The 13,084-nt window shown below is 57.5% G+C and carries 12 protein-coding genes; 11 read left to right on the top strand and 1 reads right to left on the bottom strand.

Translation table 11 applies throughout. The features are described from left to right. The first annotated feature begins 59 nt into the window (after positions 1–59). Positions 60–1,349: a UDP-N-acetylglucosamine 1-carboxyvinyltransferase gene (gene murA / locus AC0J4F_RS23165; protein ID WP_473024882.1), complete on the top strand. Its 1,290-nt coding sequence runs from the start codon at positions 60–62 to the stop codon at positions 1,347–1,349. Between the two features lie 9 nt (positions 1,350–1,358). Here murA and AC0J4F_RS23160 read toward each other — a convergent pair whose 3' ends face one another. Continuing rightward, positions 1,359–1,841 carry a DUF3124 domain-containing protein gene (locus AC0J4F_RS23160; RefSeq protein ID WP_473024881.1) on the bottom strand — a complete coding sequence of 161 codons (483 nt, stop codon included), beginning with the start codon at positions 1,839–1,841 and terminating at the stop codon, positions 1,359–1,361. Positions 1,842–2,101: 260 nt separating this feature from the next. Here AC0J4F_RS23160 and AC0J4F_RS23155 point away from each other — a divergent pair, with 260 nt between their 5' ends. From AC0J4F_RS23155 to AC0J4F_RS23110, 10 genes are all read left to right on the top strand, one after another. Next, positions 2,102–2,542: a DUF2948 family protein gene (locus AC0J4F_RS23155; RefSeq protein WP_133953042.1), complete on the top strand. Its 441-nt coding sequence runs from the start codon at positions 2,102–2,104 to the stop codon at positions 2,540–2,542. A gap of 38 nt (positions 2,543–2,580) precedes the next feature. Further along, on the top strand, positions 2,581–3,888 hold the full coding sequence (gene hisD / locus AC0J4F_RS23150) for a histidinol dehydrogenase (protein ID WP_473024879.1): 1,308 nt from the start codon (positions 2,581–2,583) through the stop codon (positions 3,886–3,888). A 30-nt stretch (positions 3,889–3,918) separates the two neighbouring features. Next, positions 3,919–4,422 carry a UPF0262 family protein gene (locus AC0J4F_RS23145; RefSeq protein ID WP_133953037.1) on the top strand — a complete coding sequence of 168 codons (504 nt, stop codon included), beginning with the start codon at positions 3,919–3,921 and terminating at the stop codon, positions 4,420–4,422. A gap of 53 nt (positions 4,423–4,475) precedes the next feature. Then, positions 4,476–4,880, top strand: a complete 405-nt coding sequence (locus AC0J4F_RS23140) for an arsenate reductase ArsC (RefSeq protein WP_473024878.1) — start codon at positions 4,476–4,478, stop codon at positions 4,878–4,880. A gap of 117 nt (positions 4,881–4,997) precedes the next feature. Continuing rightward, a complete protein-coding gene (gene infA / locus AC0J4F_RS23135; protein ID WP_006939340.1) occupies positions 4,998–5,216 on the top strand; it encodes a translation initiation factor IF-1 in 219 nt (72 codons plus the stop codon). A gap of 41 nt (positions 5,217–5,257) precedes the next feature. Next, positions 5,258–5,884, top strand: a complete 627-nt coding sequence (locus AC0J4F_RS23130; RefSeq protein WP_133953034.1) for a Maf-like protein — start codon at positions 5,258–5,260, stop codon at positions 5,882–5,884. 49 nt (positions 5,885–5,933) lie between these two features. Further along, complete coding sequence (gene yacG / locus AC0J4F_RS23125) at positions 5,934–6,137, top strand: DNA gyrase inhibitor YacG (RefSeq protein ID WP_133953033.1); 204 nt, start codon at positions 5,934–5,936, stop codon at positions 6,135–6,137. A 278-nt stretch (positions 6,138–6,415) separates the two neighbouring features. After that, positions 6,416–8,023 (top strand): bifunctional metallophosphatase/5'-nucleotidase, encoded by a 1,608-nt coding sequence (locus AC0J4F_RS23120; RefSeq protein ID WP_473024875.1) that lies wholly within the window; start codon positions 6,416–6,418, stop codon positions 8,021–8,023. Positions 8,024–8,221: 198 nt separating this feature from the next. Continuing rightward, the gene (locus AC0J4F_RS23115) at positions 8,222–9,589 is read left to right on the top strand and encodes a tetratricopeptide repeat protein (protein WP_133953031.1); all 1,368 of its coding nucleotides are present in this window, start codon (positions 8,222–8,224) and stop codon (positions 9,587–9,589) included. A gap of 15 nt (positions 9,590–9,604) precedes the next feature. Continuing rightward, a complete protein-coding gene (locus AC0J4F_RS23110) occupies positions 9,605–12,802 on the top strand; it encodes a FecR family protein (protein ID WP_473024874.1) in 3,198 nt (1,065 codons plus the stop codon). Positions 12,803–13,084 lie beyond the last annotated feature (282 nt).

Raw genomic sequence — 13,084 nt, 5'->3', positions numbered from 1 at the left:
TTCTTAGATAAGAATTCTTGGGAACGCCGCGGATTTGCGGCTTGGGTTCGGGGAAAAACATGGACAGCATCAAAGTCACCGGCGGCGCGGAGCTGAACGGCATCATTCCGATTTCCGGCGCAAAAAATGCCGCACTGCCCTTGATGATTGCGTCCCTGTTGACCGACGAAACCCTGACGCTGTCGAATGTGCCGCGCTTGCGCGACGTCGCCCAACTGATGCAGATCCTCTCCAATCACGGCGTTGATTATTCGGTCAATGGAAAGCGTACCGGTCAGGACGATCTGGCGGGGCAGACATTGAATCTCACAGCCCGCGAGATCGTTGACACGACGGCGCCTTATGAGCTCGTGTCCAAGATGCGGGCCAGCTTCTGGGTTGTCGGCCCGTTGGTTGCCCGGATGCACGAAGCTCGCGTTTCACTGCCGGGCGGCTGTGCGATCGGCACGCGGCCGGTCGACTTCTTTATCCAGGGCCTTGAGGCTCTCGGTGCGGATATTGAAATCGAAGGCGGTTATGTCGTTGTGAAGGCGCCGGGCGGTTTAACCGGCGGCCGGGTTGAATTCCCGCGCGTTTCGGTCGGCGCGACCCACACTATCATGATGGCAGCGACCTTGGCCAAAGGCGAAACCGAAATCGTCAATGCCGCCCGCGAACCGGAAGTGGTTGATTTGGCCCGTTGCTTAAAGGCGATGGGGGCCAAGATCGAAGGCGAGGGGACTTCGACCATCCGCATTCAAGGCGTCCCGCGCCTGCATGGCGCGCACCATGCCGTGGTCCCGGACCGGATCGAAACCGGCACCTATGCCATGGCTGTTGCCATGACGGGCGGTGATCTTCTGCTGCAGGGCGCAAGAACCGACCTTTTAGAAAGTGCTTTGGATACGCTTCGCCAGACCGGTGCTGAAATCACCGCGACTGATGAAGGTCTGAAGGTCTATCGCAACGGCAACGGCATTCAGCCGGCCGATGTCACCACAGAGCCGTTCCCGGGATTCCCGACGGATTTGCAGGCGCAGTTCATGGCGCTGATGACCAAGGCCGGCGGCAAGAGCCGGATCACCGAAACGATTTTCGAAAACCGCTTCATGCACGTTCAGGAACTTGCCCGTCTTGGCGCTCAGATCGCGATCGATGGCCGCACGGCCACAGTTGAAGGCGTCTCCACCCTGCGCGGCGCGCCGGTGATGGCAACGGACCTTCGCGCGTCCGTGTCGCTTGTGATCGCAGGATTGGCCGCGGAAGGGGAAACCACAGTCAGCCGCGTCTATCACCTCGACCGCGGCTTTGAGCGTCTGGAAGACAAGCTCACCCGCTGTGGCGCCCAGATCCAGCGGATTTCCGGGTAATTCGTTTCACTACTCTTCAGCCGCTGTGCGGCTGATGACGCGCCCGCGGGAGGTGAAAGATGGGCCGGGAGTGCCGGGTCCGGTCACCATGACCGCTTCGGTCAAGGGGCTTAAGGCGCCCTGGTCTGCCGACCATTCCACGAGGAAATTCGCGCCGACACCGCCGGTGGTGTCGTTGCTGGGGACTAGGAAACTGGCCGAGCCCAGCGGTTCCAGGCGCAGCGGTGCATCCAGGATGCTTTTCAGCAGCTTGCCGTCCTCACCGTGGTAATCGACTTTTGTCACGGTTAGCGGGGTCTGCGGATCGACATTGTGAACGGTCAGTGTTGCGGCCAGTAGCTCTGACCGGTCCGGAAAGGAAAAAATCCTGGAGTAGGCCGGCACATAAATCGTCTCAGCAAAGGCTTTTGTCAGATCATCGGCCAAAGCTGTGGGCGCCGGTGATGCGTTTAACATCAATGCGAGGGCAAAAAGTCTTGTGCTGAAGCGCATGGTGCAACTGTTCCTATCTATCTTCCGAAACTCTTGCAGGAATGGTCAAGAATGAGAAGAGCTGATCTTTTGCGCTGTTTCGATCTGAAGTGCCCGTTCGGGCAAATCAACGGCCAATTCCCGTCTGTCCCTGACCGAAACGACGGTTCCTTTGTTGCCATTCTAAAAAATCCCGGCTAGGTCATCAGCCTTGGAGTTGGCGCGGAGAACCCTACATGAGTGCCGCGACACCACGACAAACGGACACTTGTTTGAGCACCATGGATCAATTGAAACTTGCCGCTTTGGATGAGGAAGACCTGCAGGTTCTTTCCGCCCATGTTCAGGACGCCGTGATCACCATTGCGGATATCCGGTATCTGCCAAAAGAAAAAAGGGCCGTGTTCGTCATGAACCGGTTCGTCTGGGACAAGAAGGCCGACAAGCGAAGCAAGGAACATGAGCGCCGCCGGTCTGCATTTGCGGTCTCGCGTGTGACCGGCATGAAATCCCAGAAAATTCAGCAGGACGCCAAAGACGTGGTGCTGGAGCTGCTGGCGGTTACGTTTAAGCCGGCAGAAGACGCACCGGCCGGTCAGATTGAGCTCGCCTTTTCCGGAGGATCCAGCATCCAGCTGGACGTAGAGTGCATCGAGGCCCAGTTGTCTGATCTGGGGGCTGCCTGGTCGACACCAAACCTGCCGCAGCACGACCTTACCTGAACAAACAAGATTTGCTGGCGCTTTGAGCGCCAATCGAGATGGAGAGTTGCGTGGTCCAACGCCTCACGAATACCAGCGCTGATTTTGAAGCCCGTTTCGCCGAACTTCTGGCCGGCAAGCGGGAAGCGTCGGAAGATGTCGATCAGATCGTCCGGGATATTCTTGAAGATGTTCGAAAGCGCGGCGATCAGGCCGTTCTGGAATACACCGCGAAATTCGACCGCCTGAATGCCGCTAAAATGGCGGACCTCAGGGTCTCGCAAGCGCAGATCGACGCGGCGGTTGCTGAAGTGCCGGCAGAAACGCTGGACGCTCTGCAGTTGGCGCACGACAGGATTTTTTCGCACCACAAACGTCAGCTCCCGAAAGACGATCGCTACACCGATCCGATCGGCGTTGAGCTTGGCTCCCGCTGGACGGCGGTCGAGGCAGTTGGGGTGTATGTGCCCGGAGGATTGGCAAGTTACCCAAGTTCGGTCTTGATGAATGTCGTTCCGGCCAAGGTGGCTGGTGTTGAGCGCATTGTCATGGTTGTGCCGAGCCCGGATGATGTGTTGAATCCGCTTGTTCTTGCAGCCGCCAAGATCGCTGGCGTTTCCGAGATTTACCGCATCGGCGGTGCGCAGGCCGTGGCAGCCCTGGCCTTCGGCACGGAGACCATCCAGCCGGTTGCCAAGATTGTTGGACCGGGCAATGCCTTTGTCGCCGCCGCCAAGCGCCGTGTTTTCGGCACTGTTGGCATCGACATGATTGCCGGCCCGTCCGAAGTTCTTGTGATTGCGGACAAGGACAGCAATCCAGACTGGATTGCTGCCGACTTGCTGGCCCAGGCAGAGCATGATCCGGTCGCCCAATCCATTTTGATCACGGACGACGCAGCGCTCGCAGACCACGTTGCCGGAGCAGTTGAGCGTCAGCTGAAAACGTTGCCGCGCGAAGAGGTAGCCCGTGCCAGCTGGCAGGATTTTGGCGCGATCATCCTGGTCGACAGCCTCGACAACGCGATGCCGCTCGCGAATCGCCTGGCGCCGGAGCACCTGGAACTTGCCGTCGAAGACCCGGAGCAGCTTCTGGACAAGGTCCGTAATGCGGGCGCCGTGTTCATGGGCCATCATACGCCGGAAGCGATCGGTGATTATGTCGGCGGGTCCAATCACGTCTTGCCAACGGCACGTTCGGCCCGGTTTTCCTCTGGTTTGTCGGTGTTGGAGTTCGTCAAACGCACATCAATCCTGAAGTGCAACGCAGAAAACTTGCGTGCACTTGGTCCTGCCGCTATCGCTCTAGGTGAAGCGGAGGGCTTGTCGGCGCATGCGCGGTCTGTTTCCATCAGACTGAACATGTAGGCAGGGTGTTCTGAGAAAGGCTTTGACAGCATGAGCGATGCACAATCGGAAAGTTCTGCGGAAACAGCGGGCGGCCGTTTGGTGGACGTGGTGCTGGACGAAGCCTCGATTGCCCGCTCCACACCGGAAGTGGAGCATGACCGCGCGGTCGCCATCTACGATTTGATCGAGGAAAACTGTTTTCAGCCGGTCGGACATCCAGTTGCGAAATTCGTTCTGAACCTGTCGGTCATTGAGAAAAAGCTCGTCTTTCAGATCCAGACCGAAGACGACCAGCCGGTGGTCACCCACGTTCTCTCACTCACCCCCTTGCGAAAGATCGTCAAGGACTACGATCTCATCTGCGAGAGCTATTATGAGGCGATCCGCCACGCCACTCCCAGCCAGATCGAGGCTATCGATATGGGCCGCCGCGGCGTGCACAATGAAGGCTCCACGATCCTGATGGAGCGTCTTCAGGGAAAAATCGAGGTGGATATGGCAACCGCCCGGCGGTTGTTCACCCTCGTCTACGCCTTGCACTGGAAGGGCTAAGGTCTGTGGCCGGGCCGGACCTGCGTCCGACTGCGGTTTTGTTTGCGTGCGGAATGAACTCCGTGCGCTCCCCCATGGCCGAAGCGTTGACGCAAAAGCTGTTCCCGGGACAGGTCTATGTAAAGTCGGCCGGGGTGCGTGCCGGTAAACTCGATCCCTTTGTGGATGCAGTGATGGCGGAGATCGGCGTCGACATGAGTGCACACCGCCCCAAGAGCTATCTCGAGCTCGAAGAGAGCGGCTTTGATCTCATTGTGACGCTCGCTCCAGAGGCGCACCACTGGGCTCTCGATCTGACCCGGACCGATGCAGTTGATGTCGAATATTGGCCCACCATGGATCCGACTTTGGCAACCGGTTCGCGGGAGCAGATCCTCAATGAATACCGTGCAGTGCGGGACATGCTGATGATGCGGATCAAGAAACGGTTGAACTGGACGCCCCCGCCCAGCGGATGATAAAGCGGCATCAAACATCGCCTTGGGACCGATGCGAAAGAATGGTTCACATTCTGAGCCTAATCGGCTAGGTTCCGCGGCACCTGCGGGCAAGGCCCGCCATAATCAGGATATCAAATGGCCAAAGAAGAAGCTCTGGAGTTCCCGGGCGTCGTGACAGAACTGTTGCCGAATGCGACGTTCCGCGTAAAACTTGAAAACGATCACGAGATCATCGCTCATACGGCTGGACGTATGCGCAAGAACCGTATCCGCGTTCTGGCGGGCGACAAGGTTCTTGTCGAAATGACCCCCTATGACTTGACCAAGGGTCGGATTACCTACCGCTTCAAGTAAGCGGCAGGTCGCCTTGCGCCGGCAGGAAAGCACGTGCATCCATGACGAATGCCCCTCAGTTGATCCTGGCGTCCGCTTCGCCGCGCCGTCTTGCGCTGCTGCAGCAAGTCGGACTGGAACCGGATCATCTGCTGCCCGCTGATATCGACGAGACCCCGAAGAAGTTCGAAACGCCGCGGGCGTTGGCCTTGCGTCTTGCGCGAGCCAAAGCTGAAGCTGTGCTTGAGGTCGCCAAGAACACCGATGCCATGACAGGCGGCGTTGTGCTTGCCGCAGATACGGTGGTCGGTGTCGGACGCCGGATCTTGCCCAAGGCCGAACTCACCGATCAGGCCGTCATGTGCCTGTCTCTGCTGTCTGGACGGGGCCACCGTGTTTTCACCGGCGTGGCCGTGGCGGAGCCGAACGGGAAAATACGGACGAAGCTCGTCGAAACGCGTGTCCGGTTCAAACGGTTGTCCCGCCTGGACATGGATGACTACATTTCCTCAGGAGAATGGCGCGGCAAAGCAGGCGGTTATGCGATCCAGGGGCTTGCAGGCAGCTTCGTGGTCAAGCTTGTCGGGTCCTACCCGGCGGTTGTTGGATTGCCGCTGGCGGAGACCGTAAATCTTTTGCAAGCAGCAGGCTACCCTGTCCATGCAAACTGGACGACTGCAGGAGCGTAGTGCTGGGTGCGTTTCGTCAGCGGTAAATGCGCTTCAGGAGGGGACCACATTGACTGAAGAAAACGGCAGAAAACCGCAGCGCCGGATGCGCCCTTGTCCGATCTGCTCAAAGCTTTCCACTCCGGAAGATTACCCGTTCTGCTCCGATCGCTGCGCCAAGGTTGATCTGAACCGGTGGTTCTCCGAAGGGTATTCCATCCCGGTCGTGGAAACCGACGATCTGGACGACGAAGACTACCCGGATCGCGGCTGAGGCTGGACAACGCAGCGGTCTGATTTTTTAGACGCTTAACCTGCAAAAATATTTATCTGGCAAAATATTTTTCGCATTCCGTAACGTCCTCTATTGCTCCTGTCATAAAACTGCACCAAGATTTGCAGGCACCGGCGATCCGGTTCCCGGGAAAGCGCTCCGGCGTCTGCTCATTGCTGAGTGGGCAGGTACGAATGCTGATCCTGGGAAGGCACGGCAGGTGAGGGTCCGGCAAAAAGCCTGACCTCAGGAACAGTCTATCCAAGGGCGAGTATCAAATGAAAAACCAACTTCTGAGCGCCGCAGTGCTGTCGCTAACGACCGCATTGTCGACTGCGGCATTCGCCGATTATTCCCTGACCATCCTTCATACCAACGATGTTCATTCACGCATTGAATCGATCAACAAGTACGATTCCACATGCGATGCTGAATCCGAATCTGAGGGAAAGTGCTTTGGGGGTGTCGCCCGCATCAAGTCCATGGTGGATGAGCGCCGCGACGCGTTGTCCGACGAAGGCAAGAACTTCGTCGTTGTCGATGCTGGCGATCAGTTCCAAGGCTCGCTCTTCTATACGACGTACAAAGGCGCAGCAGCGGCCGATTTCATGAACGGGATCGGCTATGATGTCATGGCGGTCGGCAACCATGAATTTGATGATGGCCCGTCTGCACTGGCTGCTTTCCTGGACAAGGTCGAGTTCCCGGTTATCTCCGGCAATCTTGATCTTGAAAATGAACCCCTGCTCAAGGGCCGCATCCCAGGCACATTGGTGCTGGAGCGCGGCGGCGAGAAAATCGGCTTCGTCTCGAGCCTTGCCGAAGATACGGCAGAAACCTCTTCGCCAGGCGCCGGCGTTAAATTTCTAAACTCAATTGAATCCCTGAAAGCCCAGGTCGCAGAGCTGGAAGCTGCCGGGGTCAACAAGATCATCGCGCTGACCCATGAAGGTCTGTCGATGGATGCGAAAATCGCCGCAGCTGTTCCAGGCATTGACGTCATTGTCGGAGGGCACTCGCACACGTTGCTGTCCAATACTCAGGACAGGGCTTCTGGTCCTTATCCGGTGATGGTGAAGAACCCGGACGGTCAGGATGTGCCGATCGTTCAAGCCTATGCCTATAGCAAGTTCCTGGGCGACCTTGTTGTGACTTGGGACGATGATGGCAACGTGATCAAGGCTGAAGGGGAGCCGATCCTCTTGGATGCGTCTGTGGAACCCGATGCAGAGTTTATTGCGCGCATTGGAGAGCTGGCGCAGCCGCTGGATGAAATCCGTAATGAAGTTGTGGCTGAAGCGACCGCGGCGATCGGTGGTGAGCGCAGCGTCTGCCGGGCTGAGGTCTGCGAAATGGGCGTTCTTGTGACAGAGGCCATGCTCGACCGTGTGAAGGATCAGGGTGTTCAAATCGCAATCCAGAATGGCGGTGGTTTGCGCGCATCGATTGACGCCGGTGAAGTCACCATGGGCGAGGTCCTGACGGTTCTGCCGTTCCAGAACACGCTGGCAACCTTCCAGCTCAAAGGGGCGGATGTGGTGTCGGCTCTTGAAAACGGAGCCAGTCAGATTGAAGAAGGCGCAGGCCGGTTTGCCCAGGTTGCTGGCCTGAAATACACGATCGACAAATCGCAACCGGCCGGTCAGCGTATCTCAGACGTCATGGTGCTTGAAAATGATGCCTTTGTGCCGATTGATCCGGAAAAGGTCTATGGGGTCGTGTCGAACAACTACATGCGTGGCGGCGGCGACGGGTATGCGGTTTTCGAAACCAACGGCATGAACGCTTACGATTTCGGTCCCGATCTTGCCGATGTCGTGGCCGCTTACCTCGGAGAGCAGAAAAGCTACAACGCCTACACGGATGACCGCATCACTGTGAAGTAAAGTCAAACGATCTGAGGCACTTTTCGCGCCGGTTCTGAGGAAACTCAGGGCCGGCGTTTTTGTTGTTGAGTTCGGGGAGTGAGGTGCCGCTGCGTTCAACAGGTTAATTGGACTTGTGGTCCGGACTCATATACGTGTGGTAACGTACTGTTTAGAATTTGAAATCGGTGATGGAAAACCAGAACGTGGTTCCCAGGGATGCGTTTGACGTCTGATACGATACTTTGTCTGGTGATAATGGCCGGTCTTCTGTTTTCCTCTGCTGTTGCTGAGGCGCAGGAAGCCGACATTAGCAGCCAGCCGGAAATGTCTGCAGATGCATTGCTGGCGCGGCAAACCGTGCTTCTGGCAAAAATGCTTGAGCGCCCGGCGGACCTCGATATCGCCTTTGAATATGCCACGGTTTCCGTGATGGTCGGCGACTACGAGGCTGCGATCTCCACCTTTGAACGCATGCTCATATTTGCGCCGGACCTGCCGCGCGTGAAGCTGGAACTGGGTGTCCTCTATTACCGGCTGGGGTCGTTTGAAACGGCGCGCTACTATTTTCAGTCGACGCTGGAGACCCCGAATGTGCCGGAAGAAGTCCGGCAGCGGGTCGAAACATATCTGTCCGCAATCGCGTCGAAACAGCAGCCCACCCAGTTCCGCGCGGATGTCATCATTGGTGCCCGCTATCAGTCTAATGCCAACGCCGCCCCTGGCGGGCGCCGCGTCACCTTGAACGGCAGGGACTTTATCCTCGACGATACCGCGACGGGTCAGGCTGATATCAATGCGTTTGTCGCTGGCCGCGCCTACGGGTCCTATGATCTTGGAACACAAGGAGACCTCATCGAAACTGACGTGGTGTTTTATGCCGCGCGATTTGCTGATCAGGTGCGGCTCGACACTGGTCTTGCAGAAATCACTCTCGGTCCCTCTTTCAACATGGCGCGCTTCAACTTTGATGATGTGCAACTTGGCATTTACGGCGTTGCTTCCGGTGTCCGTCTGAACCACGCGAACTACAATGGCGCGCTGGGCGTTGGAACCCGGCTGGTTGCCCGGCCGGACATTCAAACGGAAATCAATGCGAAGCTGGAGTGGCGCCAGCGTTGGTTCAATGACACGTCCGAGTACCCGACGGTGTCCGACCGGAACGGATATTTCGTGCAGTTTGCCTCCAAGATCTCGCGCCAGTTGACCAAGGGCTTGCAGATGCGCGTCCTTGCGCTCGCGGATTTTGAGGAAACTCGCATCAAGTCACAACAAAGCTGGGAAGCCGGAGGCGGGGTGGGGGCAACCTACCAGTTCGCGTCCCCGGTCAAACAACTGCCGCATCTATGGTCGATTGATCTGGAAGCGGGATACATTTACCGCGCCTATGACGAACCTGACCCGTTGGTGAATGCCGCCGTCAAACAACGGGACCATGAGGGATGGCTGCGCGCGGCGCTGAATGTTCCGCTCAAATACAACGTGTCGGCGGGGCTCGTCGGCGAGGTCCGGAGGCAAAACTCCAACTATGACCTCAGCAGTTACTCAAACGTCTCCGCAATGTTTTCGCTGCGAAAAGCATTCTGACAGGGAGGGAAGCGCATGATGCCGACATCAAAATTCACTCCTTCCGTGCGTAGGCGTTGGGGCGCTGTTGGTGCGACTGCGCTTTTGTCGTTGTTCTTGAATGAAACAGTACAAGCAACAACCGTTGGAACGGCGGCTGCCGTCAATACAGATGCATTCGGAACGCCGCCCGGTGCTGTCCGCCAGGTGAAGCTTCTCGGCGACAACGTCCTCTACAATGAGCGCATAGAAACGTCCGGCTCCGGCCTCGTTCAGGTGCTGTTGAATGATGGGTCCACCTTCACGGTCGGGGCAAACTCCGATCTTGTGATCGACGAGTTTGTTTACGATCCAAATGCGGGAACAGGAAAGCTTGTCGCGTCTTTCGGCAAGGGGGTCGTCCGGTTTGTCGGCGGAAAGGTCAGCAAACAGAAGGGCGGCGTATCGGTTAAGACGCCGGTTGGCACGATTGGCATTCGCGGCGGCATGGCCAATCTCAACTTGAATGGCGACAACCCGGTCTTTTCGCTCCTCTTTGGCGATGAGTTGACCTTCACCGGGTCAGATGGAACGAACCGGCGTATCTACACCGCCGGTTATTCCCTGCAGGTCGGAACAGGCGGGCAGGGCGGAGGTGTACGCCGGACAACGCCTTCCGATCTGGCTTCGGCACAAAGTGGCCTGACTGCGAGATCTGGTCAGTCCGGGGGGACACGCACGCCGCCGACGGCGCGGCAAATCGCGCGATCTGGTGTTCCCAATATCAATTCACGTCTCGGCCACATTCGCACAGCGCCCGTGCCCAAGCCTAGAAGTGTGCAGCCGAGATCGCCGGCGCGGGCAGAACCCAATTTGCTGCAGGTTCAAAAGAACACACAGCAACGCACAATCAATCAGCTTGCCGATGAGATTATCGGCGGGAATGACCCTACCGGGGGTGGAGGTGGTGGGGACGGCGGAGACACGACCGGCGGAACGGGAGACACCGGTGGGGAGACTGTCGAAACAACGGACGTAGCACGGATCCTGACTGCAGGCGTTGAATTCACACCATCCTGGGACACAACTCGCACCGTCTTGGCGCCAGGTGCGCAAGGACTGATTGGTGGCAGCAGCGGCACCGATATGCCGGTCACTTTCACGGTAGGAGAAGTTACGTCCGGCACTGCGACAGCCCTCTATAAAGCGGAGGTTGAAGGCAACAAGATCTATCAGTTCGCCTTCGAGGGTGACGGGCAATATTACTATGCCCAGACCTATACGGATCAGGATGTTGTTGCTCAGCTGGGTGAGTCGGACTTCATTCCGGTGGCACCGACAGTCGACACGGAAACGGAAGGCAACGTCACCTCCTATGCGTGGGGCGTGCAATATTACCACGAAGACTTTGCCACTTTTGCGCATCTGCCAAACGTTACGCCCGGTGGAACCACCAAATTCGACATTGAGAGTATGGTGGTCGGCATTCATGGAGTGGGCACTGATTTTTCAAGCTTCGGCGATGCAAGCGGAACACAGTCCATCCGGATTTATGATCTTGCAACCGACCCGACCTTGGCCTTTTCGCTTGGCACGGCGGGGGATGGCAGAACCTTCACGCCACTCATCACCGAAGCGCTCTTCGTCAATCCGCTGGCCGCCGCGGAACTCGGTGAGAGCTTCCTTAAAGATGTCACTTCGACCGGGTTGCTGATGATCGAAAGCGACCCTGTAACCTTGGAGAGCGCTCATTATCTGGCCGGATCGTTTCATATTGACGGGACTGGTGAAAACCAAAAGTCTTTTATTTCATTGGCGGTTGGAGATGTTGCGGCGGATGAGGCCAGTGGCCTCCTTTCGATGAAAACAGATCGGCGCGGAGGCCACCGGATTGCCAGCAGCCAGAGCGCCGGGCTTTACAGCGGTCCGGTCGGAACAATCGCCGGGCCGGATGATGGACACTTCTTTGGCAGCAATGCTCAAAGCTTTGTTTTCGGCAACGCCCTGGCAGACGGCGGTATCGATGATGCCTATGACGACAGCTATGTCAGTCAGCCTGACATCTTTCCAGCACCGGCGACAGTCTCGTCGAGCCTTCATGTTGCGCGGCTGAGTGGCACCGTCGATGCCACCATCTTGACCCGCAGTGATCGGACACTGTCCGGTTATGCCGCCGGCGTTTTGGAGAGCAGTGTCAACTTCTCGGGACAAGGCGTTGGCCCTGTTGTGTTTGCCAGCGAGAGCGCTGCGGATCTTTCCGTAACATTCAATGGTGCTGAGTATTCGCTCGGCGGCAGTTTGACCGTTCGTGACAGTCAGGACCTCGATCCGGATGTTGCAGCTTACACCGTGCGATTTGGCTCCAACAGCGACGGATCCGGCACGGATCGCGCCACCTTTATTGGCAACGATCTCTATGCTGCACGCGACGCATCAAATCATTTAGAGACCTACCTCACGGTCGATACGGTGGAGCCTGTCGTTCCCGGTCCAGGACCGGATCCAAATCCTGATCCGTACCTATACCCAACCGGTGGCGGAGGGGGCACAGGACCTTACACAGGTCTAGCCGAGCCTCGGAATGAGGGACTTGAAGGTGTGCAACAGGCAGTCAGCAATGTCGCGTCGGCCCTTGCCAGTGATGCGGGGCACATCCTGCAGCAGGATCCATCTCAGGATGCCAACACCTATTTCGTGCCGAACACACTGATCGGGACTGCAGATGATGCGATCATGGCCGGAACCACAGAGTGCACCTGTGCCTTTCTGGAGTGGGGCTATTGGGGCACAAAACTCTCCTATGACGACACGGGCGGTGTGTTGGACGGTGCCAACAGCCGGAAAGATGCGTTTCATCTCGGGACCTGGGTTGCCGGTGACGTGACCAATGCCGCCGATCTGCCGACCAGTGGCAGCGCAAGCTACGTTGGGCATGCTGCCGGCAGTGTTGTGAACAATGGGGCGCAGTATCTTGCGGCCGGTGACTTCCGGATGACGGTTGATTTCGCCCGCCGCACCGGATCTGCCAACATCGCCAATTTCGATGGCCGCACATTTGGCGCGGATCTGACCGAACGCGCCGTTGAAATCGGAAACCAGTTTTCCGGAAACTTGGTCGGCAGTGTCGGATCAGGTTCCATCAACACCTCTATCGTCGGCGGCCCGTCATCCAACTATGACGGCGTGATCGGCAACTTCAATGCGGTCGACGGTACATGGTCGGCGAGCGGCATCGTTGCTGGGGAGATGAACTGACCGCTGCAGATAGAAGCGTCTCTATCACCTGCAGGCGGGGGCTGCTCACTATGGCAAATAGTCAGCCCTCATGCAGCATATTACAAAAGCGGGCCGCCGTTTCCCTAAGCTTGCAACGATCCTTAAGTAACTGAAAGTCTTGGTTTTCCGTTGGTTTTAGGAAGTGGCGCGCAGTTTTCCGACAGGTATTTTCCCATGTTGTGAAAAAACTTTGCCGGGGTGCTGGACAACGATCAAACGAGCTTCTATAAGGACCGGGCTTTCGGCGGACGGGGCATGCCT

Source organism: Roseibium sp. R5 (assembly GCF_055755305.1).
This window is presented reverse-complemented; position numbering and strand designations above follow the sequence as displayed.